Origin of the sequence: Collinsella sp. TM10-22 (assembly GCF_003466125.1) — a bacterium.
In the GTDB taxonomy this organism is placed as follows: Bacteria; Actinomycetota; Coriobacteriia; order Coriobacteriales; family Coriobacteriaceae; genus Collinsella.
Genome location: NZ_QSOC01000006.1, coordinates 52,537 through 78,681 on the forward strand (window position 1 = coordinate 52,537; position 26,145 = coordinate 78,681).

Annotated in this window: 25 protein-coding genes and 1 riboswitch; of the genes, 13 read left to right on the forward strand and 12 right to left on the reverse strand. The window is 60.6% G+C overall.

All coding sequences use genetic code 11. From position 1 onward, the window contains the following. Positions 1–166: 166 nt before the first annotated feature. Positions 167–982: a putative RNA methyltransferase gene (locus DXD94_RS07410; protein ID WP_117734565.1), complete on the forward strand. Its 816-nt coding sequence runs from the start codon at positions 167–169 to the stop codon at positions 980–982. 125 nt (positions 983–1,107) lie between these two features. Here the strand turns inward: DXD94_RS07410 and DXD94_RS07415 are convergent, their stop codons facing one another. Beyond that, positions 1,108–1,509 carry a hypothetical protein gene (locus DXD94_RS07415; RefSeq protein ID WP_117734564.1) on the reverse strand — a complete coding sequence of 134 codons (402 nt, stop codon included), beginning with the start codon at positions 1,507–1,509 and terminating at the stop codon, positions 1,108–1,110. A gap of 435 nt (positions 1,510–1,944) precedes the next feature. On the opposite strand from DXD94_RS07415, the gene DXD94_RS07420 reads away from it, so the two are divergent. Next, on the forward strand, positions 1,945–2,649 hold the full coding sequence (locus tag DXD94_RS07420) for a class I SAM-dependent methyltransferase (protein WP_117734563.1): 705 nt from the start codon (positions 1,945–1,947) through the stop codon (positions 2,647–2,649). A gap of 48 nt (positions 2,650–2,697) precedes the next feature. On the opposite strand, the gene DXD94_RS07425 is transcribed toward DXD94_RS07420, so the two are convergent. Next, positions 2,698–2,994, reverse strand: a complete 297-nt coding sequence (locus tag DXD94_RS07425; protein WP_117743306.1) for a hypothetical protein — start codon at positions 2,992–2,994, stop codon at positions 2,698–2,700. Between the two features lie 76 nt (positions 2,995–3,070). On the opposite strand from DXD94_RS07425, the gene DXD94_RS07430 reads away from it, so the two are divergent. The 4 genes from DXD94_RS07430 (at position 3,071) to DXD94_RS07445 (ending at position 8,963) form a co-directional block, all read left to right on the forward strand. Then, entirely contained in the window at positions 3,071–3,559 is a 489-nt protein-coding gene (locus tag DXD94_RS07430; RefSeq protein ID WP_117734562.1) for an N-acetyltransferase, read from the forward strand. 254 nt (positions 3,560–3,813) lie between these two features. Next, positions 3,814–5,817 carry a translation factor GTPase family protein gene (locus tag DXD94_RS07435; protein WP_117763681.1) on the forward strand — a complete coding sequence of 668 codons (2,004 nt, stop codon included), beginning with the start codon at positions 3,814–3,816 and terminating at the stop codon, positions 5,815–5,817. Between the two features lie 46 nt (positions 5,818–5,863). Continuing rightward, complete coding sequence (locus DXD94_RS07440) at positions 5,864–6,418, forward strand: GNAT family N-acetyltransferase (RefSeq protein WP_117743304.1); 555 nt, start codon at positions 5,864–5,866, stop codon at positions 6,416–6,418. Positions 6,419–6,470: 52 nt separating this feature from the next. After that, positions 6,471–8,963 carry an excinuclease ABC subunit UvrA gene (locus tag DXD94_RS07445; RefSeq protein ID WP_117763682.1) on the forward strand — a complete coding sequence of 831 codons (2,493 nt, stop codon included), beginning with the start codon at positions 6,471–6,473 and terminating at the stop codon, positions 8,961–8,963. A 29-nt stretch (positions 8,964–8,992) separates the two neighbouring features. On the opposite strand, the gene DXD94_RS07450 is transcribed toward DXD94_RS07445, so the two are convergent. The 4 genes from DXD94_RS07450 to DXD94_RS07465 all read right to left on the reverse strand — a co-directional run bounded on the left by DXD94_RS07450 (position 8,993) and on the right by DXD94_RS07465 (position 11,891). Next, positions 8,993–9,592: a tRNA (cytidine(34)-2'-O)-methyltransferase gene (locus DXD94_RS07450; RefSeq protein ID WP_117763683.1), complete on the reverse strand. Its 600-nt coding sequence runs from the start codon at positions 9,590–9,592 to the stop codon at positions 8,993–8,995. A 99-nt stretch (positions 9,593–9,691) separates the two neighbouring features. Next, a complete protein-coding gene (locus DXD94_RS07455; protein ID WP_117763684.1) occupies positions 9,692–10,822 on the reverse strand; it encodes a GTP-binding protein in 1,131 nt (376 codons plus the stop codon). 86 nt (positions 10,823–10,908) lie between these two features. After that, positions 10,909–11,250, reverse strand: a complete 342-nt coding sequence (locus tag DXD94_RS07460) for an arsenate reductase family protein (RefSeq protein ID WP_055252194.1) — start codon at positions 11,248–11,250, stop codon at positions 10,909–10,911. A gap of 17 nt (positions 11,251–11,267) precedes the next feature. Next, positions 11,268–11,891 carry a flavodoxin family protein gene (locus DXD94_RS07465; RefSeq protein WP_117763685.1) on the reverse strand — a complete coding sequence of 208 codons (624 nt, stop codon included), beginning with the start codon at positions 11,889–11,891 and terminating at the stop codon, positions 11,268–11,270. Positions 11,892–12,148: 257 nt separating this feature from the next. Here DXD94_RS07465 and DXD94_RS07470 point away from each other — a divergent pair, with 257 nt between their 5' ends. Continuing rightward, a complete protein-coding gene (locus DXD94_RS07470; protein WP_117743299.1) occupies positions 12,149–13,018 on the forward strand; it encodes a patatin family protein in 870 nt (289 codons plus the stop codon). Positions 13,019–13,118: 100 nt separating this feature from the next. Here DXD94_RS07470 and DXD94_RS07475 read toward each other — a convergent pair whose 3' ends face one another. From DXD94_RS07475 to thiM, 3 genes are read right to left on the reverse strand one after another with little or no spacing between them, the layout of a single operon-like run. After that, positions 13,119–13,814: a thiamine phosphate synthase gene (locus DXD94_RS07475; RefSeq protein WP_117743298.1), complete on the reverse strand. Its 696-nt coding sequence runs from the start codon at positions 13,812–13,814 to the stop codon at positions 13,119–13,121. After that, positions 13,811–14,152 carry a thiamine-binding protein gene (locus DXD94_RS07480; RefSeq protein ID WP_233505090.1) on the reverse strand — a complete coding sequence of 114 codons (342 nt, stop codon included), beginning with the start codon at positions 14,150–14,152 and terminating at the stop codon, positions 13,811–13,813. The genes DXD94_RS07475 and DXD94_RS07480 overlap by 4 nt, the downstream gene beginning before the upstream one ends. A 3-nt stretch (positions 14,153–14,155) precedes the next feature. Further along, positions 14,156–14,995, reverse strand: a complete 840-nt coding sequence (thiM, locus tag DXD94_RS07485; RefSeq protein ID WP_117763686.1) for a hydroxyethylthiazole kinase — start codon at positions 14,993–14,995, stop codon at positions 14,156–14,158. A gap of 51 nt (positions 14,996–15,046) precedes the next feature. Then, positions 15,047–15,157: riboswitch (TPP riboswitch) on the reverse strand. Positions 15,158–15,218: 61 nt separating this feature from the next. On the opposite strand from thiM, the gene DXD94_RS07490 reads away from it, so the two are divergent. The 4 genes from DXD94_RS07490 (at position 15,219) to DXD94_RS07505 (ending at position 19,781) form a co-directional block, all read left to right on the forward strand. Further along, positions 15,219–16,127 carry an HAD-IIB family hydrolase gene (locus DXD94_RS07490; RefSeq protein ID WP_117734552.1) on the forward strand — a complete coding sequence of 303 codons (909 nt, stop codon included), beginning with the start codon at positions 15,219–15,221 and terminating at the stop codon, positions 16,125–16,127. Between the two features lie 10 nt (positions 16,128–16,137). Continuing rightward, positions 16,138–17,034 (forward strand): LysR family transcriptional regulator, encoded by an 897-nt coding sequence (locus tag DXD94_RS07495; protein WP_117763687.1) that lies wholly within the window; start codon positions 16,138–16,140, stop codon positions 17,032–17,034. 156 nt (positions 17,035–17,190) lie between these two features. Then, positions 17,191–18,324 carry a 5-methyltetrahydropteroyltriglutamate--homocysteine S-methyltransferase gene (locus DXD94_RS07500; protein ID WP_117763688.1) on the forward strand — a complete coding sequence of 378 codons (1,134 nt, stop codon included), beginning with the start codon at positions 17,191–17,193 and terminating at the stop codon, positions 18,322–18,324. Positions 18,325–18,446: 122 nt separating this feature from the next. Beyond that, complete coding sequence (locus DXD94_RS07505; RefSeq protein ID WP_117763689.1) at positions 18,447–19,781, forward strand: uracil-xanthine permease family protein; 1,335 nt, start codon at positions 18,447–18,449, stop codon at positions 19,779–19,781. A gap of 61 nt (positions 19,782–19,842) precedes the next feature. Here the strand turns inward: DXD94_RS07505 and DXD94_RS07510 are convergent, their stop codons facing one another. Continuing rightward, positions 19,843–20,508, reverse strand: coding sequence for an alpha/beta hydrolase (locus tag DXD94_RS07510; RefSeq protein ID WP_158564809.1), 666 nt, complete (start codon positions 20,506–20,508; stop codon positions 19,843–19,845). A 137-nt stretch (positions 20,509–20,645) separates the two neighbouring features. After that, positions 20,646–21,959 carry an NCS2 family permease gene (locus tag DXD94_RS07515; RefSeq protein WP_117763691.1) on the reverse strand — a complete coding sequence of 438 codons (1,314 nt, stop codon included), beginning with the start codon at positions 21,957–21,959 and terminating at the stop codon, positions 20,646–20,648. 194 nt (positions 21,960–22,153) lie between these two features. Between DXD94_RS07515 and DXD94_RS07520 the strand changes: the two genes are divergently transcribed. After that, positions 22,154–22,573: a peptide deformylase gene (locus tag DXD94_RS07520; RefSeq protein ID WP_117734546.1), complete on the forward strand. Its 420-nt coding sequence runs from the start codon at positions 22,154–22,156 to the stop codon at positions 22,571–22,573. Between the two features lie 243 nt (positions 22,574–22,816). Next, positions 22,817–23,782, forward strand: a complete 966-nt coding sequence (gene bsh, locus DXD94_RS07525; protein ID WP_117743292.1) for a choloylglycine hydrolase — start codon at positions 22,817–22,819, stop codon at positions 23,780–23,782. A 79-nt stretch (positions 23,783–23,861) separates the two neighbouring features. Here the strand turns inward: bsh and DXD94_RS07530 are convergent, their stop codons facing one another. After that, the gene (locus DXD94_RS07530) at positions 23,862–26,111 is read right to left on the reverse strand and encodes a KUP/HAK/KT family potassium transporter (RefSeq protein ID WP_117763692.1); all 2,250 of its coding nucleotides are present in this window, start codon (positions 26,109–26,111) and stop codon (positions 23,862–23,864) included. Between the last annotated feature and the right edge of the window lie 34 nt (positions 26,112–26,145).

Genomic DNA, 26,145 nt, shown 5'->3' on the forward strand with positions numbered 1-26,145 from the left:
CGTGCTTATTTGCGCAGACGATGATACTCCTAATGCAACCAGTCGGTACTTAGATAGTCGTTGGGACGTTCTTAAACGACTGGTCATTCAATAACGTCCCCGATGACTAGGTGGGGAAGGCGTGCGACAATGGTGGGCGTTGTGTTGTTCGCGCTAAGGAGTTGCCATGTTGTTGTGTCCCGTTTGCCATGAGCCGTTGGTGGACGACGAGCGCGGTGCTACATGCGCGGGCGGACACCGGTTTGACCGTGCGCGCGAGGGCTATCTCTATCTGCTGCGCTCGTCCAAGAGCGGCGACTCCATGGGCGATCCCAAGTCGCAGGCGCGCAGTCGTCGCGACTTTCTTAACCGCGGTTACTACGCGCCGTTGCGCGATGCGATGGTCGAGCTGGTGCGCAAGCAGGTGTCTGGACGTGCAACGTCTGCGAATGGCCCCATGACGCTGCTCGATATTTGCTGCGGCGAGGGCTACTACACCAGTGCCATGGGTGCGGTGCCGGGCGTGGATGCTTACGGTTTCGACCTGGGCAAAGAGATGGTGCGCCTGGCCGCCAAGCGCGGCGATGCGACCTATTTTGTGGCCAACATGAAGGATATCCCCGTGGCAGATGGCGCCTTCGATATGGTGACCGAGCTCTTTGCTCCCTTTAACGAGCGCGAGTTTGCTCGCGTGCTGGTGCCCGAGGGCTCGCTCTACACCGTGGTGCCGGGTGCCCATCACCTGTTTGGGCTCAAGGAGGTGCTCTACGACAGGCCATACCTCAATGACGAGAAGCTGCCGAAGACTACCGAGCTCGAGTTGGTCGGAACGCGGCGCGTGACAGCTTCTATCACCCTTCAGACCCAGGCCGACATCGAGGCGGTGTTCCAGATGACGCCGTACTACTACCGCACGCGCCCCGCCGACAAAGCACGCCTGGCAAACCTCGATACCCTTCAGACCGACATCGACTTCATCATCGCCGAGTACCGCCACAGCTAACCTACAAAAAAGGGACAGGTTTATTTTGGCGGGTTTTATCTGGGCTAACGTAAAGGGCCGACCGCGTTGCTGCGCGATCGGCCCTTTTTAGTTGCTTGGCTGCAGAGGTTATGAGAAGCGAGCGCTTACAGACGGTCCTTGTTTTCGGCCTTCACGGCGTGCGCCTGCTGAATAAAGAACAGGTCGTAGACCACGATGACAAAGGCGCCGATATTGACGGCGCTGCCGCCGAGCGCGGGAAGGGTAAGCACAGCCTGGACGAGCGTAGCGACCGCGGCAACGATACCGAGCTTAAACGCGCCATCCACCTGCGAAGGCTTGTTGGCACCCTTGATGCCCGCAACACCTGCGGCAAGATCGACAACGCCCTTGATAATCACAACGACAGCAGCGAGTATGGCGTTCGATCCGTAGATGGATTCAAATTTGCCGGTCGCGATGCCGGCGATTCCGATGACGAGGCTGGCGATGCCCAAAACAAAATAGATGAGGGCAAGGATTTTGAGTGTCTTGCGCGCGGCGCTCATAGGTAGTCCTTTCGATTCGGGCGCTGCCAGTCTGGCGCGTCCCATAAGCTGCACATATCGTGAAGCACATTGTAGTTCAACGTGACGGCGTGTGTGCTAGAAAGCGCTTCTCGCCTGTGCAGAGCAATCTTTCAAAAAGGAAAGCTGGACGTAAGCCAAATCGATGGCAGCACATGTGCGGCGCTGCGATGATGAGGTCGTGACAAGGAGTTGGTCTAAGGAGGAGCCATGATGTACGGAACAGGGCAAGTGCGCGAGCCGCGGTCGTTGGGAAGGCGCATGAGTGATTCTGTGATCGCTGCCGTATGCACGGGATTGATGGCGGTGCTTTGCATTGGGATGCTGTGGGCCATGTCGCATGTGGGACAATAGCGGACGGTTGAGTGCCGACAGGGGCGGCGCTCACGTATTCATTTTGCTTGTAAAGGAGTGCCCATGGGCGTCGTCGATCCCTTTTCTGTTGCTCGGGCCGCGGGGCTTGAGCTGACCGGGAAGCCCGAGGGCCTCACGCTCACCGACGGCGCGATGGAGCTGCGTGCCGATTTTGCCCGCATGCTTCCACGGCTCAAGCAGGGCCGTCTGCAGCAAGAGCTGCTGGTGAAGGCTGCGCGCACAAAAGGCATCGAGCAGCCATGGGCGATTGACGCCACGGCAGGCTTTGGCGAGGATTCGCTGCTGCTGGCCGCCACGGGCTTTACCGTCGATCTGTATGAACAGGATTGCGTGATTGCGGCATTGCTCAAGGATGCCTTGGACCGCGCGGCGGATGATCCGGCGCTTGCGGCTGCCGTGGCACGCATGCGCTTGCATGCGGGCGAGGACAGCATTGCCGGCCTTCGCCATACGGCTGAGCTGGTCGAGCGCGGTGAGCTCGCGGCTCCCGATGTGGTGTATTTGGACCCCATGTTTCCCGAGCGCACCAAGAGCGCGGCGGTTAAAAAGAAGTTCCAGCTCTTGCACCATTTGGAGCAGCCGTGTGCCGATGAGGAGACGCTGGTCGAGGCTGCTCTTGCGTCGTGCCCGCGCAAGGTTGTTATCAAGCGGCCAGTGAAGGGGCCGCTGCTTGCCGGCGTTAAGCCGAGCTATCAGCTTGCGGGCAAGGCCGTTCGCTACGATGTTTTGGTGCCGCCGCGCCCGTAGCTTGCGTGCGATGGCCGGTGCTGCGTGAGCGTCGCGCCGATGCAGCGCCTATTTCCAAGGGTGCGACGTCAAATGCCACCCGCCGCAGTATTCGCATTTGTAGCAGGTCAAGCCACGCCGCCCATGGTTTTCGCAGTCGGCCATAACGGCCTCGGCCTCGGCGCGTGTGTCGTAGCGGTTTTTGCGCTCGCACGACTTGTAGCGCCAAGCCTCATCGCGCTCGGCGTCCAGGGCGTCGCGGCGCTCGTCCTCGCGCGCAAACAGGTCGCTCATATCGCCGCCGGTGGCAGCGCCCAAAAACTCGCTTTTGGCCTTTGACCAGGCGGCTCGCTTTTTGCTTCCCATCTGCTTCGTGTCCTTTCCAAACGCTGGTATCATTGCTCAATCAAAGTGATACCAATAAACGTGAGGTCGCCGCGTGATGATCAGAAAAACCCTCGATACCGACATTCCTGCCGTCATGGCCATCTATGACGTCGCCCGCGCCTTTATGCGCGCGCATGGCAACGCCACGCAGTGGCCCGAGGGCACGCCTTCGGCCGAGCAGCTGACTGCCGATATCGCCGCCGGCGGCAGCTATGTGTGCGAAGTCGACGGTCGCGTGGTGGCGACGTTTGCCTTTTTGCCGGGCCCGGACGAGTGCTATGACGTCATCGAGGACGGTCAGTGGCGTAGCGACACTCCGTACGCCGTGCTGCACCGCGTGGCGTCCGACGGCACCGTGCACGGTATCGCGGCCGCGATGTTTGCCTTTGCCAAGGAGCGTGCCGACCATCTGCGTATCGATACGCACGCGGACAACCTGCCCATGCAGGGTGCGAGCATGAAGGCGGGGTTCGAGCGCGCCGGAGTCGTGTATGTGTCGGACGGCACGCCGCGTGTTGCGTTCGACTGGCTGCGCGAGGCATAAGAGCGAGGACGCGTATCAACAATCCATGTACATGAAAATGGCCCCGGGCGGGGCCATTTTCGTTCGATGCGCTGTTTTGCAAGCCGGCTTTCGCAAGGCGCGAACCTGCGAAAATCGCCGCGCGGCAACGCGGGGCGATGAGCTCGGTCGGGGGATAGGGCCCGCTTCGCCCGCCGGCCCGTAAATTGTATCATCCAGTGTGGAACGAGGGTGCCCGTTGCCACGTGCGATGGGCTTGCAATAAGAGGAGAGCCATGTCGAAGCAAGCGGTCGTTGGAATCTTGGCGCATGTCGATGCCGGCAAGACTACGCTGGCCGAGGCCATGCTGTTCAACGCGGGTCGCATTCGCAAGCGCGGCCGCGTGGACGATGGCGACTCGCACCTGGATACCAACGCTATCGAACGCGAGCGCGGCATCACGATTTTCTCGTCGCAGGCCGTGCTCGACCACGGAGATGCCCACGTCATGCTCGTGGATGCGCCCGGCCACGTCGATTTTTCTGCCGAGGCGGAGCGCACGTTGCGCGCGCTCGACTACGCGATTTTGGTTGTGGGCGCCAACGATGGCGTGCAGGGGCACACCGAAACCCTGTGGCGCCTGCTTGCACGCTATGACATTCCGACGTTCATCTATATCAACAAAATCGATTTGGAGAATCCCGGCCGCGATGTTTTGCTGGCGCAACTTGGGCAGCGTCTTTCCGAGGGCTGCCTGGATGCCAGCGAACTGCTGGCGGGCGGTGCCGCTTGGGAGGACGCTGCCGCGTTGGACGAGGCGGCGCTTGAGGAGTTTCTTGAGACGGGTGAGCTTTCCGTTGCAACGCTGTCGCGCATGGTTGCCGAGCGCAGGCTCTTTCCCTGCTTTGCCGGCTCGGCGCTCAAGGACCAAGGCGTGGGCGAGCTGCTGGATGGCATGTGCACACTGATGCGTGAACAGGCGTGGGCCCCGGAGTTCGCCGCGCGTGTCTATCGTGTCAGCCGAGGCGTTCGCGGCGAGCGCTTGGCTTGGGTTAAAGTGACCGGCGGCGCGCTACGTGCAAAACAGATGATCGAGGGGCGCTCCGGTGCCGAGGTATGGGGGCAGAAAGTCGATCAGGTGCGCATCTATAACGGAGAGAAGTACGAGCTCGCCCAGGAAGTTGCTGCTGGCGGTATTTGTGCCGTGACGGGTCTTGCGCACGTTCGCCCGGGGGATGCCTTGGGTGCGGAGCCCGGGTGCGATGCACCCGTCATTGCGCCGGTCCTTACCTATACGGTGCTCCCGGGCGAACATGATGTCCATGCGGTGTTTAAAGCGCTGACCGAGTTGGCGGACGAAGACCCCATGCTCGGCGTAAGCTGGAATACGCATCTTGAGCAGATTCACTTGCAGTTGATGGGCGCCGTGCAGCTAGAGGTCGTGCAGCGGGTGTTGGCCGATCGCTTTGGCCTTTCGATTGAGTTTGAGCCCGGCGGCATTCTCTATAAGGAGACGATCTCGCAGCCGGTCGAGGGCGTGGGCCACTTTGAACCGCTGCGCCATTACGCCGAGGTGCACCTGCGCCTGGAGCCGCTGCCAGCGGGTTCGGGCGTGCAGTTTGGCACCGTGACCTCGACCGACGAGCTCGATCTGAACTTGCAGCGTTTGGCACTCACCAACGCCATGGAGCGCGATCACCTGGGCGTGTTGACCGGCTCGCCCATCACCGATGTGCGCATTACGCTTACGGGTGGCCGTGCACATGCCAAACACACCGAGGGCGGTGATTTTCGCCAGGCCACGTACCGCGCGATTCGTCAGGGTTTGATGCGGGCACACGAGGCGGGTGCGGCGGTGCTGTTGGAGCCGTGGTACCACTTTGAGCTCGAGGTGCCGGGAGATTGCGTGGGCAGGGCGCTTTCGGATGTCACGCGCATGGGCGCCGAGTACGAGCCGCCGGCGATGGCGGGCGACCGGGCGAAGCTTGTGGGTCGCGTGCCAGCATCCGAGGTACAGGATTACGCGCTGGAGGTGGCTGCCTACACGAGCGGCCGCGGACATCTGTACCTGGAGTTCGCCGGTTATGCGGCATGCCATGATGCCGAGCGCGTCATCGAGACGGCCGCCTACGAGCCCGAGGCCGATCTGCCCAACACGCCCGATTCGGTCTTTTGCGCCCACGGCGCCGGCTATACGGTCAAATGGTACGACGTGCCCGCCGCGGCACACGTAAAGATCGATCCCGCCACCTTCCGTCCCTATCGCCCCGCCGACGCGGAATTTTTCGGCTACATGTGACAAAGGGACAGTCCCTTTGTCACATCGATAATTGAGAGGTTGAAACGTGGTGATTCATACTGAGCGCTTGGTGCTTCGTCCGTGGCGCGAGACGGATGCGGCGAGCCTGTTTGCATACGCGAGCGACCCGGACGTGGGGCCGGCTGCGGGCTGGCCACCCCATCGAAGCATTGAGGAAAGCAGAGAGATCATTCAGACGGTCTTTACGGCGCCCCATACCTTTGCCATTTGCCTGCCCGAGACAGACGAGCCCGTGGGCAGCATTGGACTCATGCCGCCGCGCTGCGAATCGAACGGCCAAAGCGTTGGACTTGAGCTCGAGGTGGGGTATTGGATCGCCAAGCCGTTTTGGGGTCGAGGCTTTGCTCCGGAAGCAGTGCGAGCTATGCAACGCTATGCGTTTGAAACGCTTGGCTGCAAGGCGCTTTGGTGCGGATACTATGAGGGCAATAACAAGTCGTTACGCGTCCAACAAAAATGTGGGTTCGTGCCACATCACGTTGAGCGCGACGTGCCCTGCGAGCTTATGGGCGATGTGCGTACCGAGTACTTTACCTATTTGACCTGCGAAGACTGGCGCGGGCGAGCACAGTGCGAGTAACGTGACAAAGGGACAGTCCCTTTGCCACGTTCGGCTAACAGGAAGGGGAGCGATGACGGTGTCGCAACAACCAAGTGCTATCGAGGTACGCGGTGCGCGCGTCCATAACCTCAAAGACATCGATATCGATATTCCGCTGGGAAAGCTGGTGGGTATTGCCGGCGTATCGGGTTCGGGCAAGAGCTCGCTGGCGCTGGGGGTTCTTTATGCCGAGGGCTCGCGTCGCTACTTGGAGGCGCTCAGCACCTATACTCGACGTCGCCTGACGCAAGCCGAGCACGCCCAGGTGGACGAGGTGCTGCACGTGCCGGCGGCGCTCGCATTGCATCAGCGCCCCAGCGTGCCGGGCGTGCGCTCGACCTTTGGCACCATGACCGAGCTCAACAACAGCCTGCGTCTGCTCTTTAGCCGCTGCGCCCATCACGTTTGCCCGCACTGCGGGACGCGCGTGGAGCCGAGCCTTAACGTCGCCGCGGGCCTGTCGCTCGCGTGCCCCGCATGCGGCCGTGAATTCTACGCGCCGAGTGCCGAGGACCTTGCCTTTAACAGCGGCGGCGCGTGTCCTACCTGCGGCGGTACCGGCGTCATGCGCGAGGTGGACGAGGCGAGCCTGGTGCCCGACGAGTCAAAGACTATCAACGAGGGCGCGGTGCTTCCTTGGGGCACACTCATGTGGGATCTGATGAAGCAGGTAGCCGGCGAGATGGGCGTGCGTACCGACGTGCCGTTTAGCCAGCTCACGCCTCAAGAGCGCGATATCGTGTTCCATGGTCCGGCGGTTAAGAAGCACATTCTCTACGTTCCCAAAAACGGCGAGGGTGCCACGCCGCTCGACTTTACCTATTACAACGCCGTCTATACCGTTGAGAATGCGCTCGCCAAGGTTAAGGACGACAAGGGGCTCAAGCGCGTTGCACGCTTTTTGCACGAGGGGCCGTGCCGCGACTGCGGAGGCACGCGTCTTTCCGAAGCCGCGCGCCAGTCTCAGGTGCGCGGTATCAATCTGGCGCAGGCGGCGGCCATGACGCTGGGCGAGGCGATTGAGTGGGTGCGTGGGGTGCCCGCATCCTTGCCGACCGAGATGCGGCCCATGGCGACGGACATCTGCGATTCGTTTTTGAGTACGGCTCGCCGCCTGGTTGACCTGGGCCTCGATTACCTTTCGCTCGACCGCGCCGGTGCCACGCTCTCCACGGGTGAGCGCCAGCGTGTGCAGCTAGCCCGTGTGGTGCGCAACCGATCGACGGGCGTGCTGTATGTGCTGGACGAGCCTTCGATCGGCTTGCATCCTGCCAATGTCGACGGCCTGGTGGGCGTAATGCGCGATCTGGTGGATGACGGCAACACCGTGGTTGTTGTCGACCACGATACACGTGTGCTGGTGGAGGCTGATTATCTGGTCGAGATGGGCCCCGTTGCCGGAGCAGGCGGCGGCAACGTAATCGCCGCTGGTACGGTAGACGAGGTCGAGCAATCGCAGGACAGCCGTATCGCGCCGTTTTTGCGCGCCGAGCCCAAGCGCTTGCGTCCGCAGGTGACTGACGACGAAATGTTCGACCAGGGTCATATCCGCATGGCGACCGATACCATCCATACCGTCAAGCCACTCGAAGTCGATATCCCGCGCGGCCGTCTCGTCGCGGTTACGGGTGTTTCGGGTTCAGGCAAGACGACGTTGGTACTCGAGACGCTCATCCCGGCACTTAAGGCGCAGGCAGCCGGCGAGCGCCTGCCGCGCCACGTGCGCTGGATCGATGCCGAGGGCATTGCACGTGCCAACCTGATTGACGCCACGCCCATCGGTGCCAACGTGCGCTCGACGGTAGCGACCTATGCCGACATCCATGATGAGCTGCGCCGCGCCTTCGCCCGTACGCCCGAGGCCAAGGCAGCCGGCTACAAGGCGGGCGCCTTTAGCTACAATACCGGCGCCTTGCGCTGCCCTACGTGTGATGGCACGGGCTCGATATCGCTCGACGTGCAGTTTTTGCCCGATGTCGAAATCGTCTGCCCGGCATGTCGCGGCTCACGTTATGCAGACGCGGCTTCGCATATCCATCGCGAGGGCAAGGACGGGAGTCTGCTTACGTTGCCGCAGCTCATGGACATGAGTGTGGACGAGGCCATCGACGCCACGGTGGGGCTCAAGAAAGTTCAGACGCGCTTGCAGACCTTGCACGACCTGGGCCTGGGTTATCTTACGCTCGGTGAGCCCACACCGGCGCTTTCGGGCGGCGAGGCGCAGCGCCTTAAGCTCGCGAGCGAGATGGGCCGCGTGCAGGATGATGCCGTATTCGTATTTGACGAGCCCACGATCGGCCTGCATCCGCTCGATGTTCAGGTGCTGTTGAACGTGTTTGACGGCCTCGTTGCCAAGGGCGCCACGGTTATCGTGATCGAGCATGACCTCGACCTTATCCGTAACGCCGATTACGTGATCGACATGGGCCCGGGCGGTGGCGACGCCGGCGGGCAAATCGTCTGCGCCGGCACGCCGGACGACATCGCGGCCTGCCCCAAGAGCATTACCGGCCGCTACCTCTAACCGAATGTGACAAAGGGACGGTCCCTTTGTCACATTCCGGGAAAGTCTGTCTGACGCAGGGCCTCGTAGAGGACGATGGCGGCGCTGTTGGAGAGGTTGAGTGCGCTGATACGGTAGTCGGCCGGGTTGACGAAGTTGCCGCAGATATCCTGCTGAAGGATGGCCTCGTGGCTGTCCTCGGTATGCCCGAGCGATTCCTCGTGGGCTTCCCAAACCTCGGCATTATCGAGTGAGTCACAATCGCGCAGCATCGGGATGCGCTCGCAGCGCTCAGGCGCCGCGGCAAGCAGTGGCTCGGGAATGCCCGAGCTCTCGCTGCCAAAGACCAGATAGTCACCGTCGCGGTAGGTGCTTTGCGCATAGGTGCGGCGCGCTTTTTTGGTCAGCAGGTGCAGGCGCTCGTCGGCGGGGGAGAGACCGTTGCGCGCAAGGAAATCCTCCCAGCTGGCATATGTCGTCACGTTCAGGTTTTGCCAGTAGCCCAGGCCGGCTCGACGCACCGTCTTGTCGTCGAGCGAAAAGCCCAGCGGCTCTACCAGGTGCAAGCGAGTGCCAGTGACCACGCAGGTACGGCCGATATTGCCTGTATTGGCCGGAATCTCGGGTGCGTATAGCACGATATTGAACATGAATCTCCTTGGCTCAGAATGAAAAACCACCACGAAGGGGACAGGCACCTTCGTGGTGGTTTGGCGGTAACGTGGGCGGTAAATGCCCGCTCGATAACTCTAGGCGCGGTGCCAGTCGGTCAGGCAGGCATCGAGGGCGGCGATGAGCGCGTCCTTGTCCATGTGACGGCCGATGATGCACAGGCTCGTCATGCGATCGCCCGTCTCGTCGTCCCAAATCTGCATGATCTCGGGGTTCTCGTCGATAATCTTCTGCTTCTCATCCTCGGGTGCAGAATCGACAAACAGACCGTTCTCCATCAGGCGCATCTGGTGGCCGGCCTGCTCAAACATGTAGCACATGTCCGGATCGCCGGTCTGCCACAGCGGGCCCTTGACGCGAATGACCTCGTCGGGCCACTCCTGCTCGACAAAATCGGTGAACTTCTGCAGGTCAAACGGCTTGCGGCGCGAGTACACAAAGGTCTCGATGTCGTACTCGAGCACCTCGGGGTCGTCGTGCTCCTCGGGATGCTCCATGGCCTCGATCCAGGCGGCGGAGTTGTAGGCGCGCATAAAGTCGAAGCGGTCGGTGTCGAGCAGCTCCTCCATGGGGACCTCGCCGTTTTGGGCCTCGACAATCACGGCGTCCTTCTGCAGGCTGCGCACGATGGCCTTGAGCTCGGCGATCTGCTCAGGCGTCACGGTGTCGGTCTTGTTGAGGACCAGCGTGGAGCAGAATTCGATCTGCTGGATGAGCAGACTCTCGATGTCGTCCTCGTCGATATCCTCGGCTAGCAGGTCGCGACCGCCGTTGAACTCGTCGTACATGCGGGCGCAGTCGACCACAGCCACGATGTTGTCGAGCGCAAGCTTGGGCTCGCCGCTCACCTTGGCCTCGTCGCAGAAGCTCGAGATGGTGTAGGCGATGGGGATAGGCTCGCAAATCCCCGAAGCCTCGATGATGATGTAGTCGAACTTGCCCGAATCGGCGATGCCCTGCAGCTGGTTGGCCAGGTCGTCCGAAAGCGTGCAGCAGATGCAGCCGTTGGTGAGCGGGATAAGGTCGTCGGTCTCGGAAAGGCCGCCGTCGGCGATGAGGCTGGCGTCGACGTTGATCTCGCCGATATCGTTGACGATCACGGCAGCGCGGATGCCACCGTCGTTGGCGAGGATGTGGTTGAGCAGCGTGGTCTTGCCGGCACCGAGGTATCCGGTAAGCATGATGATCTTCACGGGTTTGTTGGGCATGTGCCCTCCTTTGTTAGACATGGCTTACAGCTGAATCTTATGCCAAACGCCTGCTCTTATACCCACGCACGGGCAAATAACACAGGCTACTCCCAGGCTCCCCATACGTCGGGACAATAGCCGACGGTGGCCTTTTTGCCGTTGCGCACGATGGGTTCGGCCAGAACCTGCTGGTTCTCGAGCAGCTTATCAAAGCGCTGACTGGGGGTGAGATGCTGGATGAGCGCGAGCGTCTCCTCGTCCTTGGCTTTGGGGTTGAGCAGCTTGTCGATGCCGCCGACCGCCTGCATCACGCTCGTGAGCTCGCCCTTGCTCATCTCCTTTTCCTTAAGGTCGATAAACTGCACCTTAATGCGGCGCTCCTTAAAATAGCGCTGGGCCTTCTTGGTATCGAAGGACTTTTTGGTACCGAAGATCTGCACGTTCATTGTTTGGTTCCGCCGTTCTACCTGATGAAGTTGGTCCTAGCGCGATCGGCCTGGGGGGCTTCGATGCCGGCGGCCTTTCCCGCCTCGATGCAACGCAGTAGCCAGGCCATGTTATTGCCGATGTTTCGCATGGTGGCGAGGCCCTCGGCGTCTTGGGTGGCCTCACCCGGCATGGCACCAAAGACGTTGTTCCAGTAGGTGGATGCTACCACGGGCATCTGGTTGATGGTGAAGTACTTGTTGAGCACGTCGAAGGTGGTCGACGTGCCGCCACGGCGGGCAACGGCGACAGCGGCGCCCGGCTTGTGCGCAAAGGCCTTGCTGCCTGCATAGAATGCGCGGTCGAGTGCCGAGAGGATGCGTCCGCTGGGATGTGCGTAGTAGACGGGCGAGCCAAAGACAAAGCCGTCTGCCTGCTCGGCAGCGGCAATCAGCTCGTTGACCACATCGTCGTCAAAGGTGCAACGGCAATCGAGCTTGCCGCACTGGCCGCAACCGATGCAATCGCGAATAGGCTTGGCGCCCAGCTGAAACATCTCGGCCTCGATGCCCTCGGCGTTGAGCTGCTCGGCGACCTCGGCGAGTGCGCGGGCCGTGTTGCCGTTTGCCTTGGGGCTGCCATTGACCAAAAGAACCTTCATCACAAACTCCATCTGCTATCGGTGAATTCTGCTGAGAATTATCTCACGTTGTGTGCGACGGCGTTGGCACGGTGCAGGCGATGTTTATTTCGCAACGTTCTTAAGGGCGTTCATGCCCAAGGCCATCTAGGGGCATTGCGGTGCGGCATGGGGATACATCGGGAAACGTTCGATAAATGCTTATAAACACGTTTTTGACGGCATACGTTGACAGATATACTTGTTTAGTTCAAAAGCATGAGAACGGAGATGGTTGCATGGCACAGCCAGATACGACGCGCACGGTGGGGCTTGCGCTCGAGGGAGGCGGCTACCGTGGTATGTATACGGCGGGCGTGCTCGACGTATGGATGGAGCACGGCTTGACCTGCGACCATATGGTGGGAGTCTCGGCGGGCGCGGCGTTTGGCTACAACTTTAAATCGCGCCAGATCGGCCGCGCCATTCGCTACAACAAGGCCTATTGCGCCGACAAGCGCTATGCGAGCGTGACGAGCTGGTTGCGAACCGGCGATATGTTCAATGCCGAGTTTGCCTATCATGAGGTACCCATCGAGCGCGATCCCATCGATCTGGAGGCATATCGCGCCTGCCCCATGCGGTTTACGTGCGTATGTACCGATCTTAAGACGGGGCAGGCCGTCTACCATGACCTGCCCTATGGCGACGAGCGCGATATTGAGTGGATCCGGGCGTCGTCGGCGATTCCCGTAGCGACGCGTCCTGTTGCCATCGAGGGTCGTAAGTACTTGGATGGCGGTGTTGCCGATTCCATTCCCAGCACTTGGCTGTTTGAGCAGGGTTATGACCGCAACGTGGTGGTGCTGACGCAGCCGGCGGGCTTTGTAAAGCAACCCAATAGCGTGATGCCCATGCTGCGTCGCGTGTATCGTCACTATCCGGAGTTTGTCGCGGCTCTTGAGCATCGGCACGAGGTCTACAATGCCACGCTCGATGACCTGGCGCGCCGCGAAGCCGCTGGCGAGATCTTTGTGGTGCGGCCGAGCGAATCGGTGAAGGTGCCGTCGCTGTGCCGCGAGCCCGATGAGCTCGAGCGCATCTATCAGATCGGCCGTCGCGATGCGGAGGCGACGCTGCCGGCGCTGGAAGCGTATCTGGCGGGGTAGGGGCCACGGCGGAAAGCGCATCCCAAAATGGACGTCCAAACTGGGATGCGCTTTCCGCTATTGAAGATATGGGGCTGCGGAGCAGCTGCTTGGCATGGGCCTATGCCTGCTGCCAGGTATCGACGAGCTCCTTGGCTGCGGCGTAGGGGTCGTCGGCACTGCAGACGGCGCTCACCACAAAGAAGCCGTCGACGCCGGTGGTCTTGAGCTGCGGAAGATCGGCCGTTTTGACGCCGCCGCCCACCACGATGGGCACGGGGCTTGCCGCATGGAGGGCAGCCAGGTCCTCAAAGCTCTTGGTGATGATGGAGCCGTCGGCAGCACGTCCGCAGTCGCGCTTGGTCTCGGTCTCGTGGAGCGGGCCTACGCCCAGGTAATCGACCAGGCTCATGTCGGCGGTCTTGACGTACTCGAGCATCTCCTCGCAGCGGGCCGAAAGGCCCACGATGGCATCTGGGCCCAAAAGTTTGCGGCAGACCTCGACGGGGATGTCGCTCTGGCCAACATGCACGCCGTCGACAGCGATGCCCTGCTCGCGTGCGGCGAGTACGCAGTCAAGACGGTCATCGATCAGCAGAGCGACCTGTCCGGTTTTGCCGGCCTGAGCGATGGCCTGTGCGGCATCGCCCGTCAGTGCGATGATCTCGCGGGCACTTGCCACCTTGGAGCGCACCTGGATGCAGGTAAAGCCGGCATCGAGCGCCTGGGTCACCACATCGCTCACGGGGCGTCCGAGGGTGTTTTCGGGGCCGAGTACCAGGTAGGCCGAGATATCAAGGTTGTCGCGGATGCTCATCGTGCTTCCTCCTGCTTTTTGATCTGCGCTTCCATGCGCTCGAGTTTGCCGGTCATGGTGTCGGTAAATCCGGGTCGAATATCGGCTTTGAGCACGACTTCGGTGCGGATGCCCTTGCTCGCCAACACGAAGGTCGCGTCGCGCACGACCTGCATGACCTCGTCCCAGTCGCCCTCGATCTCGGTGAACATCGAGGTGGTGCGGTTGGGAAGGCCGCTCTCGCGAATGACGTGTACGACCTCGGCGACTTCGGCAGATAGCTCGTCGCCGGTGCCGCACGGGGCGATGGCCACAGCGACGAGTGTGTTCATGCCGGCATTGGTTGCGGGCTTGGACATGGCTTATGCCTCCTCGAGCTCGAGTTGGTTATCGGCAATGTCCTGGGCGGTTGCGAGGTAGAGCTCGTCGATAAAGGCGACCTTAAAGCTTGCCGGGGCATCGGCGACGGCGGCGGCACGCGTGCCGGCAACGTTGTAGACGGCGGTGCCGCAGATGGCCGCCGTAAACGGGTCGGTGGCGCAGGCGTACACGGCCAGCACGCCGCCCTGCGAACAGCCGCAGCCGGTGATCTTGGACATGAGTGGGCTGCCGCCGTGGGACTTGGCAACGGTCGTGCCGTCGGTAATCAGGTCGACTTCGCCCGAGACCACTACGGCGCCGCCGGTGTAGCGGGCGAGCGCCACGGCGGCATCACGGGCGGCGTCTACCGTGTCGGTGGTATCGACGCCACGCACGCGGCTCAGATCGGCCGCTTCGCCCTCAAGGCCCCACAGACCGGCGAGCGCGATAATCTCGGAGGCATTGCCGCGCACGATGGCGGGCTTGTACTGCTTGAGTTCGTTTACCAGTTGGGTGCGCAGGCTGCCGATGCCCAGGCCCACCGGATCGAGCACCCAGGGCTTGCCGGCGTCGTGTGCCGCCTTGGCCGCGCGGGGAATCGTCTGCTCGTAGATGGGGAAGAGCGTGCCCATGTTCAGATAGATGGCGCCGCCGCCGGCAACGAGTGCCTCGCCCTCGTCGGGCAGATAGACCATGGCGGCCGAACCGCCCACGGCGAGCTGCGCGTTGGCGACAAAGTCAATCGTTACCGTGTTGGTGATGGAGCCGGCCATGGGATTGGTGGCACGAATCTCCTCCACGGCCTTGACCACGTTTTGCTTAAGCTGTTCCGAATCGATCACTGCACATGCCTCCTTGGCATAGAAAAGGGGCGCTGTGCATAGACAGCGCCCCTAAAAAGGCGGCATGCTCCCTACGCCAGCATTAACTGACAGGTTCAAAGGATTGGGCCCCATGCCCTCTCAGCCTTGTGGTTTGCACCGCCGGCACTCCCGCATCGAATCTGTTGTTCCCTATACTAGCGCATCGGTACAATGGTTAGGATGAAAACGACTGGGGGACCTTATGATCAAACTCGTGCTGACCGATATGGACGATACGCTGATTCCGGCCGGGCATGACGGCGCCAGCGACTATGCCATCGAGGGCATTCATGCCATGCAGGCGGCGGGTCTGCACTTTGGTCCGGTTTCGGGTCGCCAACCGTCCGCGATGGGCTGGATGTTTAAAAATCATTCCGAGTGTTTTTCGACCGGCGCATTCTGCAACGGCCAGGTCATGTTTGTCGATGGCGAAGTGGTCGCCTCGCGTGCGACCGATAACGATGCGCTTATGCGCTTGGCCGCCTATCTGGAAGAAGAAACCGACGATACCTATCTGAAGGTATACAGCTTGGGTGATGGCTTTTGGGATAACGATGCCTATTGCGTGACACGTGATGCCGAGCGTGTGCGCCGCGCTATGGAATCGGGCGGCAATGCGTGGCTCAAGGGCGAAGAGGCCCCGTGCCGCCCTGTCGTCGATGATGCGCCGGTGTTCAAGGCGAATATCTGGAGCGCCCGTTCGCGTGAGGAACTCGCGGAGCTACGCGAGCGCGTTGCCGCCGAGGTGCCGGAGCTCTCGCTTGTGTTTCCCAACAACCGTGTGCGCCTGTTCGACATCCTTCCGGCTGGTTGGGACAAGGGCTGCGCTGCGCTGGAGCTGGCGCGCGCTTTGGGCCTAACGCCCGACGAGGTGGCCGTATTTGGCGATTCCGATAACGACCTGCCCATGATCGATGCCGTTCCCAACTCCGTTGCGGTCGCCAATGCCAACGAGGCCGTCACGGCTGCCGCACGCTGGCATATCGGCGCTGCGGCAGATGATGCGGTTGCCGCAGCGCTGCATCAGATTGCCGCCTGCGCCGCGACGGGTGAGATGCCGTCATTTATGCGTCAGATGAACGCGGCAGACTTCGGCATCGCGAACGTCTAGGGAGAAAGCCATGAAGCTTCAGCAGCTCAGGTACGTTGTAAAGGTTGCCGAATGTGGCAGCATTACCGAGGCCTCGCGTCGCCTCTATGTGTCGCAGCCTTCGATTACCGCGTCGATTCGCGATCTCGAAAACGAGATGGGCGTGCATATCTTTGAGCGCACCAACAAGGGTGTCATTGTGTCCGATGAGGGCGAGACCTTCTTGGGCTATGCGCGCCAGGTGCTCGATCAGGCCGACCTGCTCGAGGGCAAGTACAAAGGAGCATCCGAGCAGGTGCCGCATTTTAGCGTGAGCTGCCAGCATTACTCCTTTGCCGTCAACGCGTTTGTCGATGTGATCCGTGAGTTCGATGCCGCGCGCTACGACTTTACCCTGCGCGAGGAGCAGACCCACGAGATTATCGAGGATGTCGCGCACATGAAAAGCGAGTTGGGCATCCTGTACTTATCCGAGCACAACCGCGAGGTTATTGAGCGTATGCTCGCTGCCAATGAGCTTGTGTTTGAGGGACTCTTTTGTGCCGCGCCGCACGTTTTTGTATGTGCCGACCATCCGCTGGCGACCCGCTCCAGCGTGACGCTCGAGGACTTGGAAGATTATCCGTTCCTGTCCTACGAGCAGGGCAGCTACAACTCGTTTTACTATTCCGAGGAGCTGACCTCGACGTTTGAGCGCCGCAAGAATATCCGCGTGCGCGACCGTGCGACGTTGTTCAATTTGGCCATGGGCCTCAACGGCTACACGGTATGCTCGGGCGTGATCAGCCATGAGCTCAACGGCCCCGGCATTATCTCGATTCCGCTCGACGTGGACGAGTACATGGAGATTGGCATCATCACGCGCAAGAACACGACGCTCACGCGCTACGGTCGGGCCTATATCGACGCGATTCGTCAGCATATCTAGGCTGCTGTGTTCCCCACGGTTCAAGTCCCTTTATGGCAGTCCAGAGTGACATAGGAAGTATCTATATCAAACTGTTATAAACGTATATTTTACGATGGCCATATGAACGCTCATACTCTGTCCCGGTAAAGCAACCAATGCAAAAGGGAGATATCTATGGGCACTTCGATTCAACCGAACGCACCGTTTCGCGCCGATATCGTCGGCAGCTTTCTTCGTCCGCAGGCCGTAAAGGACGCTCGTGCTGCCTATACGGCAGGCACGCTTGATGCCGAGGGACTTAAGGCCGTCGAGGACGATGCCATCCGCGATTTGGTGGCAAAGCAAAAGGCCGCCGGCCTGCAGGTCATCACCGATGGCGAGTTTCGCCGCAGCTACTGGCACCTCGATTTTATGTGGGGGCTGAACGGCGTCGAGCGTCGCACCTCGCGTACAGGCTATATGTTCCACGATGAGGAGACTACCGCCGACACCGCCGTGGTAACCGGTCCCATTAGCGGCGAGAATCATCCGTTCGTCGAGCACTTCAAATTTGTCAAGGCGCTCGAGGGGGAGGGTCAGGTCGCGCGACAGACCATTCCGGCGCCGATCCAGACGTTCTCCGAAGTCACGCTCGACCGCTGCGATGGCCAGCAGGAGAGCCTGCGCGCCGTCTACAAGACCGACGAAGATCTCGCCGATGCCATCGCCGCAGCATACCGCACCGTTATTGCCGACCTGTATGCCGCAGGCTGCCGCAACATTCAATTTGATGACTGCACCTGGGGCATCTATTGCGATGCCGACTTTGTGTCCAAGACCGGTATGAGCCCGGTTGACCTGCAAAAGGTGAGCGAGCTGGGCGTGGCGCTCAACAACGCCGCCATCGAGGGCAAGCCCGATGACCTTGTCATTAACACGCACGTGTGCCGCGGCAACTACCACTCTACCTATGCTTTTGAGGGCGGCTATGGCCCCATCGCGCCGTACCTGTTCGCACACGAGAACGTCGATGCGTTCTATCTTGAGTTCGATACGCCGCGTGCCGGTGGCTTTGAGCCGCTCAAGTACGTTGCCCCCGGCAAGAAGGTCGTGTTGGGCCTGGTGACCACCAAGGCGGCAGAGCTCGAGAACGAAGACGCCATCGTCGAGCGCATCCGCGAGGCGGTAAAGTACGTGCCGCTCGAGAACCTGTATCTGTCTCCGCAGTGTGGCTTTGCCAGCTGCGAGATTGGCAACAAGCTGACCGAGGACGAGCAGTGGGCAAAGATTGCGCTGGTCAAGCGTATTGTGGAGCGTGTCTGGAAATAACGATGCCGTTCGCAGGCGGCGGCGCGTGCGAGGCGCTGCGTATCGCGTACAATGGTTCGGATCGTATCGTTCGGGCAGGTTATCCGATATGCCCGATCGCCCTTCCATTCGAAAGGACATCAATGTCCCAGTTCTCGACGCCCGCCGTTAGCGATGCCATCTACGACGCATCGTCGCTCGGCCGCCCGCGCATGTTCCTGCTCGGTCTGCAGCACCTGTTTGCCATGTTTGGCGCCACGGTGCTGGTGCCCGTGCTCACCGGTCTCTCGGTGTCGGCAACGCTTTTGTTTGCCGGCTTGGGCACGCTGCTGTTCCACTTCCTATCGCGCGGTAAGGTGCCGGCATTTTTGGGCTCATCGTTTGCCTTTATTGCCGGTTATGCCGCAATTGCGCCCAACGGCGAGGCCGAGCTTTTGCCCTACGCCTGCCTGGGCGTTGCCTGCGCCGGTCTGCTCTATCCGGTGCTGGCAGCGCTGTTCCGCGCCTTTGGCGCCAAGCGCGTTATGCGCTTCTTTCCGCCGGTGGTGACCGGCCCCATCGTCATTTCCATCGGCCTGATCTTGGCAAGCTCTGCTATCGCCAACTGCCAGACCAATTGGCTTGTTGCCGTTGTCGCTGTGGCCGTCATTGTCGTATGCAATATTTGGGGCCGCGGCATGGTCAAGATCGTGCCGATCCTGCTGGGCGTCGTGGTGAGCTATGCCGTCGCGGCTGCGTTGGGTGAGGTCGATTTTTCGGGCGTTGCCGCCGCTCCGTGGGTCGGTCTGCCCATCGTGTGGGACAACACCGTGTTTGCGCTCTTTGGCCCGCAGTTCGATAGCGGCCTTGCCACGACGGCCATCATTACCATTATGCCGTTGGCCTTTGCGACCATGATCGAGCATATCGGTGACATCTCGGCTATCGGCTCCACTTGCGAGCGTAACTACATCGCCGATCCTGGTCTGCATCGCACGCTGCTCGGTGACGGCTTTGCCACGATTCTGGCTTCGCTCTTTGGCGCTCCGGCCAACACCACCTATGGCGAGAACACCGGCGTGCTCGCCCTGACGCGCGTGTTCGACCCGCGCGTGATCCGCATTGCCGCGTGTTGTGCCATCGTGCTTTCGTTCTGCCCCAAGTTCGCTGCGGTCATCGCAGCCATGCCGGCATGCGTTATCGGCGGCGTGTCGCTCGTGCTCTACGGCATGATCAGCGCTGTGGGCGTCCGTAACCTCATCGAGAACCAGGTCGATTTCCAGAACAACCGCAACGTGCTGGTGGCCGCTCTGGTGCTTGTGCTTTCGCTCGGTATTGCGTACAGCACCGCCGGCGCCATCGTGCTGGAGCTGGGCGGCGTGACGATTTCGCTTTCCGGTCTTGCCGTGGGCTCGCTGGTGGGTATCGTGCTCAATGCGATTCTGCCCGGCAATGATTTTGAGTTCGATACTTCTGAGCTTGAGGAGGCTGTTAAGTAGCAGCTGCGTTCAGCTAAAACAAGATATGGTGCCCATGCGTATATGCGCGTGGGCACCATTTTTAATGCGTCAGTATCCAGTGGATGCCGCGCGCCATGCGCAGGTCAGTTTGGGCAAAGTGATTGCCGGGGTTGAGCTCCAGCGTTGTTGGAATGTCGCGCTCGATAAACAGCTCTTCCATCGCGCGCGTATCGTCGAGTACGTGCCGCATCATGCGGTTGGGCGTCTTGGTTTCCTTTTTACCGAGCGACAGATAGGTGGCGTCGGGCGTAGCTGTCATCGTGCGCTCGCGCGCGTAGTCGATAAAGCCGGGGAACCACAGCGACCCCGATGCACTCGCCGCGCGCTCAAAGACATCTGTTTGCCAAAGTGCCCACAGTGCAAAAAGACCCGCCAACGAGTAGCCGGCAACGCCGCGCCAGGCGGGCGGTTGCGGGAGCGATGATTCGGCCTGGGGGATTATCTGCTTCAACAACTCGTCAAGAAAACCAGCAGCCTGTCCGCCAAAGGGCTCGGCATCTCGTATAGCTCCGTCGCATGCCCAGGGACTCAGCTCGCGATTCCAATCGAGCCCTCCAATGGCGACAAGGGTGAACGGCGGGCAGTCGAGCTCTCGGCAGCGCTCGTAGGCTTCACTACCGTCGCCCATGACAACGGGGAGGTAGATGACGGGCGCGCCTTCCGCACACTCTGAATAAACGGTTATCTGCTTATGATGCGCTTCCAAGGCAGGCTTCTCTCGGTGTTGTGATATTGACAGCCTCAATTGTCGCACGCCGGCACGGGGACAGACGCTAAAAGAAAGGCGCGGAGCCGTTCGATGCGACTCCGCGCCTTGTTGTTTTGCGTTAGCAGACTATGCCGTTACGCCACGAAGAAGTAGACGAGGAAGGCAAGGGCTGCGATCCACATGAGCGGCTTGATCTTGGAGGCCTCGCCCTTAAAGAGCGCGACGACCACGTAGGCGATAAAGCCCAGGCCAATACCGGCAGAGATGGAGTAGGTGAAGGGCACGCCGGCGACAATCATGAACGCCGGGAAGCCCTGCGACACGTCGGACCAGTCGATCTCGGAGACCTCGCTCATCATGAGGTAGCCGACGTAGACCAGGGCGCCGCAGGTGGCGGCACTGGAAACGATGGAGACGACGGGGGAGAAGAACGCGGCGAGGATGAACAACACGCCGGTGGTGACGGAGGTGAGGCCCGTGCGGCCACCGTCGGCAGCGCCGGAGGTGGACTCGACGAAGGTGGTGATGGAGGAGACGCCCATAAAGCCACCGGCGGCGGCGGCCACGGAGTCAACGACCAGGATGGGGCGGATGTCCTCGACATTGCCGTCCTCGGTTAGGAACTCGCCCTGCTTGGCGACGGCCATCGCGGTGCCCATGGTGTCGAAGAAGTCACTCATGAGCAGCGAGAAGGCAACGACGAGCAGCATCGGGTCGGTCAGAACCTTCACGATGGCCATGTTGCCGTCGGTGGTGCTGGCAAACGGGGCGCCAAAGGTCGAGAAGTCGAGCGGGGCGATAAGGCCCTCGGGCGCATGGGTGACGCCCAGCGGGATACCGGCGATAACGGCGACGATGATGCCGATGAGCAGCGAGCCCGGCACGTTGCGGGAAGCCAGGGCAACCGTCACGACGATGGAGATGATGCCGACGATAAAGGTGGGGGAGGTGATGTCGCCCAGGCCGACAAGCGTACCGGCGCCAGCGGTGATGATGCCGGCATCGCACAGGCCGATCATGGCGATGAACATGCCCAGACCAACCGAGATGGCGTGGCGCAGGACCACGGGGATGGCGTCCATAATGGCCTCGCGCAGGCCGCAAAGGACGAGCAGCAAGATGACGACACCCTCGAGGAAGATAACGCTCATGGCCACGTGCCAGTCACCGCCGCACATGGTGGTGGTGATGCCCGCAATCATGGCGTTGATGCCCAGACCCGACGCGCAGGCGAGCGGGCGGTTGGCGAAGATGCCCATGCAGATGGTCATGATGCCGGCGCCCAGACAAGTGGCGCAGGCGAGCGCTCCCGCATCGATGCCGGCGCCCGAGAGCACCGCGGGGTTGACGGCGATGATGTAGGCCATCGCCAGGAATGTTGTCAGTCCAGCGCGAAGTTCGGTCCCGATTGTGGACTTGCGCTCACTGACGTGAAAAAGTTCGTCCATGCATACCCTTTCCTTGTTCGGCCCCGAGTTTAGGCCGATTGACACGAACTTCCTTACTATATCGCCTTTTTATAGTTAGTGTTCCTCGCATGTTGATGTTCGGCGCTTTGGGGGCAGACGTGCGGTATTTTTCGTATGAAAATGTGTAGGTACCGTATACTTAAGCGGTTACAACGAACTCTTTGGAGGAACGTATGATTAAAGAGCTCTGCCGCGACGAGGTCATCCTGTCCCAGCGCTGCGAGGTTGCGACTGTCGAGGACGAGTCGGTCGCACAGGACCTGATCGATACCATTAAGTCGCTCGAGGATGCCGGCTGCCTTGCCGCCAACCAGATTGGCGTCACCAAGAAGGTCTGCGTCTATCTGGACGATGCCGGCGAGCCCCACGTGCTCTACAACCCCCGTCTGGTGTTTGGCCTGGGCGCCAGCAAGATGGAGGAGAGCTGCCTGACGCACGACGAGATCACCAAGTCCACGCGCTACATCAAGTGCAAGGTTGCCTTTGACCAGATCGTCGACGGCAAGATGAAGGAGTGCCGCCGCGACTACGCAGGTTTTGAGGCGCAGATGATCCAGCACATGATTGATCACTGTCTTGGCAAGTTGGTCTAAGGGGACCAAAGCACCGCACCTTGCCGCTCAATCGTCGCTCGCGTACTTTAAGTACGCTTCGCTCTTCTTTCGTGGCAATCTGCGGCACTTTGACCCCTTAGACGACATGCGGGGTTGACTTGGTTGGGTCTATCTTGCTTGTAAAGTCCGGGTATGACATTGTTGTCATGTCCGGACTTTTTGTTTAGCGCTCCTTTGTTTGGTGACAATGAGCCTAGTAAGAACATTGAGCTAGGAGGCGCTATGTGCACGAGCATTCGATTTACCGATAATTCTGGCCACATGTATCTAGGCCGCAACCTCGACTGGAGCTTTGACTACGGCCAACAGGTTCGTGTGATGCCGCGCGGGTTTCACATTCCGTATTCGTTTATCGACGATGCGTCGGCGGCACACGCGGTAATCGGCATGTGTATCGATTACAAGAACTATCCCATGTTTTTCGACTGTGGTAACGATGCGGGTCTGGCTGTGGCGGGGCTTAACTTTCCCGGCTATGCCGAGTATGCCGAGGGCCCGGTTGATGGAAAGACCAATATCGCGGCCTATGAGTTTCCCCTGTGGGTGGCAGCGACGTTCTCGACGGTCGATGAGGTCGAGGCCGCGCTGCGCGACACGGTGATTGTCGCCAAATCTGCCGGAGAGGGGCTGGGCGTGTCGCTGCTCCATTGGATTATCGGCGACAGCCAGCGCAGCATCGTGGTCGAGATGATGGCTGACGGCCTGCATGTATACGACGATCCGGTCGACACCCTTGCCAACCAGCCGACCTTCCCGTGGCACATGGAAAACCTGCGCACCTATATCACAGCCACAAGCGATTTTCCGCAGACGGCGACATGGCGTGGCGCCGAGCTCAAACCCTATGGCGCGGGTGCCGGCATGCGCGGCATTCCCGGTGACTGCTATTCGCCGAGCCGTTTTGTAAAGGCGGCGTACCTCAATGCCAATTACCCGCAAAAGGAGAGCGAGGCCGAAAACGTCGTCCGCATGTTCCGCTCACTCGAGGGCGTGGTGATGATTGAGGGGGCGTCCAGGATGGGCGATGGCAAGTTCGAGAAGACTATCTACACCGGATGCTTTAGCGCGCGCACGGGCAATTATTACTATGCGATGTATGAGGATCCGTCGATTCGCTACGTGAGCCTGATGGATGCCGAGGGCGCGAGCCCCGATAGGCTCGTGGTTCCCGAGCCGCGTCGTTCGTAGCCGTTAGCTTTACTGCAATGCAAAGCGGCCCTGCGTCTCTCGTGAGGTGCAGGGCCGCTGTCGTTGATTTGTGACGTCGCTAGAAGTTGGCGTCGTTGAGTTGTTCGTTCTCAAGACCGTCGAGCTGTTGCTGTTCGGGCGTATCGGCGACGCTCTCGAGCAGCTCGGTGGGATCGACGTTCATGTCCCTACCGGCCTCGTTGCCGTTGACCAAGTCGTCCGAGAAGATGTCGACTTCCATTTCCTCGGCCTCTTCGATCTGAACCTCGAGCGGCACCTGGGTGCGCACGAGCTTAACGGCCGGGCGCATGCGGGCAAACAGCGGCACGTACTCGATGATGATGGCCGAGTTCTCAAGACCGTACCAGCGTGCCGGGCTTCCGCAGGCGCGGCGGACGGCGTACTTGATGGCCATCACGCGGTGGTCGTTGCGGTTGATGTCCGTTTCGGGGGCGAGCATCTTGCGCAGCATGCAAAAACGGAAGTCGCCCACGTTGCCGCGCGTCTCATAGATGGAGTAGGTGTGGTGCTGCGGCGGCAGCTCGCCCGATGCCATCAGGTCGCCAACGATCTGGCGCAGGTAGGCATTAACGCGCTGGTTGACCTTAAAGCCCAGGTCCAGGCGCACGCGGAACAAAAAGTCCGTGCCAAAGGTCTCGACGGAATACTCGTGCGTATAGGGCTCATCGGTGACATGCACGTTAATGAACCAGTATGCCTTGGCGCGCTTGGGATGTTTGTCCAGGATGGAATAGAGCACGTCGCGGTCGAGTGTGAGCGGATCGGGGCTGTTGGTGAGGAACACCAGGTTGTCGGCGAGCACGGGATAGGTCTCGTCGTTGCGCAGGCGGTTGAGCTGATCGATGTACTTGGAGACCGGCAGCAGGATCGTCTGCGTGCGCTCGATGGCGGTGCCGCGGCGCCACACATACATAAGGCCAAACAGCAGCGAGGCCAGGAAGATCATCACATAGCCGCCGTCAAAGAACATGGTAAGGCACGAGGCGAAGAAGCACAGCTCAATGGCACCGAAGAGCAGGGCGAAGACGCAGGCACCCAGCTTGTGCTTGAGAATGCCGGCGATATAGCTCGTCAAAAGCGTCGTGGTCATGAGCATGGTCACGGTGATGGCGAGGCCATAGGCGCTTTCCATGCGCTCGGAGTTCTGGAACAGCAGCACGATAAAGATGCAGCCGACCCACATGATGTTGTTGACGAGCGGAATATAGAGCTGGCCCTTGGTGTCGCTGGGGTAGTGGATGCGCAGATGCGGCATAAGGTTGAGGCGCGTTGCCTCGGATACCAGCGAGAACGAGCCGGTGATGAGCGCCTGCGAGGCGATAATGGCCGCCACGGCCGAAAGCACGATGGCAAAGGGACGCAGGGGCTCGGGAAGCATCATATAGAACGGGTTGACGATATCCATCGCGAGCATCTGGGGGTTGGAGTTATTGGCGAGTAGCCAAGCGCCTTGACCCAGATAGTTGAGGATAAGGGCCGCCTTAACAAACGGCCAGGATGCATAGATGTTTGCTTTGCCCACGTGGCCCATGTCCGAGTAGAGCGCCTCGGCACCGGTTGTCGACAGGAAGACAAAGCCGAGCACCATGATGCCCGAATGGTTGATGGGCGAGAACAGGAACATGATGCCGCGAATGGGGTTGAGCGCGCGCAGGATGGACAGGTTTCCGAGCATGTTGAACAGGCCGGCGCCAGCCAAGAACAGGAACCACAGCGTCATGAGCGGGCCGAAGAGCTTGCCGATTGACGAGGTGCCGGCGCGCTGCATGGCAAATAGGCCGCAGATAATGATGATGGTAATAATGATGACGTTGGTCTGGCCGTCACCCAAAAGCGCATGGCCCCACTCGATGGTGCGCAAGCCCTCGATGGCCGTGGTAACCGTGACGGCGGGGGTGAGGATGCCGTCGGCAAGCAGCGCCGCGCCGCCGATCATGGCGGGTAGAATCAGCCATGGTGCCACCTTGCGTACTAGGCTGAATAGGGCGAAGATGCCGCCCTCGTTATGGTTATCGGCCTTCATGGCGATCAGCACGTACTTGACCGTGGTCACGAGTGTCATGGTCCAGATAACGAGTGAAAGCGCGCCCAGGATCATGTCCTCGCTGACGGTTCCGATGCCGCCGTTGTTGGCGACGATTGACTTCATGGTGTACATGGGGCTCGTGCCGATGTCGCCATAGACGACGCCGAGCGTTACGAGCAACATGCCAGCGGAGAGGGGGATGGCGCCATGCCCGCCCTGACTATGCTGGTCTTGGAGGCTTGCCTCCAACTTGTTGTGTGCCACGTGGACTCCCTTAGACATCCGGTTATCTGTCCTGAGCAGATAACTTTTATGC

What these genes read in the sequence shown, in the direction of transcription:
- DXD94_RS07495 (WP_117763687.1), top strand. Translation starts at nt 16,138, where the DNA reads ATGAAGCTTCAGCAGCTCAGGTACGTTGTAAAGGTTGCCGAATGTGGC.
- DXD94_RS07515 (WP_117763691.1), bottom strand. Translation starts at nt 21,959, where the DNA reads ATGGACGAACTTTTTCACGTCAGTGAGCGCAAGTCCACAATCGGGACC.
- DXD94_RS07500 (WP_117763688.1), top strand. Translation starts at nt 17,191, where the DNA reads ATGGGCACTTCGATTCAACCGAACGCACCGTTTCGCGCCGATATCGTC.
- DXD94_RS07520 (WP_117734546.1), top strand. Translation starts at nt 22,154, where the DNA reads ATGATTAAAGAGCTCTGCCGCGACGAGGTCATCCTGTCCCAGCGCTGC.
- DXD94_RS07410 (WP_117734565.1), top strand. Translation starts at nt 167, where the DNA reads ATGTTGTTGTGTCCCGTTTGCCATGAGCCGTTGGTGGACGACGAGCGC.
- DXD94_RS07460 (WP_055252194.1), bottom strand. Translation starts at nt 11,250, where the DNA reads ATGAACGTGCAGATCTTCGGTACCAAAAAGTCCTTCGATACCAAGAAG.
- DXD94_RS07470 (WP_117743299.1), top strand. Translation starts at nt 12,149, where the DNA reads ATGGCACAGCCAGATACGACGCGCACGGTGGGGCTTGCGCTCGAGGGA.
- DXD94_RS07420 (WP_117734563.1), top strand. Translation starts at nt 1,945, where the DNA reads ATGGGCGTCGTCGATCCCTTTTCTGTTGCTCGGGCCGCGGGGCTTGAG.
- DXD94_RS07480 (WP_233505090.1), bottom strand. Translation starts at nt 14,152, where the DNA reads ATGTCCAAGCCCGCAACCAATGCCGGCATGAACACACTCGTCGCTGTG.
- DXD94_RS07450 (WP_117763683.1), bottom strand. Translation starts at nt 9,592, where the DNA reads ATGTTCAATATCGTGCTATACGCACCCGAGATTCCGGCCAATACAGGC.
- DXD94_RS07425 (WP_117743306.1), bottom strand. Translation starts at nt 2,994, where the DNA reads ATGGGAAGCAAAAAGCGAGCCGCCTGGTCAAAGGCCAAAAGCGAGTTT.
- DXD94_RS07455 (WP_117763684.1), bottom strand. Translation starts at nt 10,822, where the DNA reads ATGCCCAACAAACCCGTGAAGATCATCATGCTTACCGGATACCTCGGT.
- DXD94_RS07475 (WP_117743298.1), bottom strand. Translation starts at nt 13,814, where the DNA reads ATGAGCATCCGCGACAACCTTGATATCTCGGCCTACCTGGTACTCGGC.
- DXD94_RS07505 (WP_117763689.1), top strand. Translation starts at nt 18,447, where the DNA reads ATGTCCCAGTTCTCGACGCCCGCCGTTAGCGATGCCATCTACGACGCA.
- DXD94_RS07530 (WP_117763692.1), bottom strand. Translation starts at nt 26,111, where the DNA reads ATGTCTAAGGGAGTCCACGTGGCACACAACAAGTTGGAGGCAAGCCTC.
- DXD94_RS07415 (WP_117734564.1), bottom strand. Translation starts at nt 1,509, where the DNA reads ATGAGCGCCGCGCGCAAGACACTCAAAATCCTTGCCCTCATCTATTTT.
- DXD94_RS07430 (WP_117734562.1), top strand. Translation starts at nt 3,071, where the DNA reads ATGATCAGAAAAACCCTCGATACCGACATTCCTGCCGTCATGGCCATC.
- DXD94_RS07445 (WP_117763682.1), top strand. Translation starts at nt 6,471, where the DNA reads ATGACGGTGTCGCAACAACCAAGTGCTATCGAGGTACGCGGTGCGCGC.
- bsh (WP_117743292.1), top strand. Translation starts at nt 22,817, where the DNA reads ATGTGCACGAGCATTCGATTTACCGATAATTCTGGCCACATGTATCTA.
- DXD94_RS07465 (WP_117763685.1), bottom strand. Translation starts at nt 11,891, where the DNA reads ATGAAGGTTCTTTTGGTCAATGGCAGCCCCAAGGCAAACGGCAACACG.
- DXD94_RS07435 (WP_117763681.1), top strand. Translation starts at nt 3,814, where the DNA reads ATGTCGAAGCAAGCGGTCGTTGGAATCTTGGCGCATGTCGATGCCGGC.
- DXD94_RS07490 (WP_117734552.1), top strand. Translation starts at nt 15,219, where the DNA reads ATGATCAAACTCGTGCTGACCGATATGGACGATACGCTGATTCCGGCC.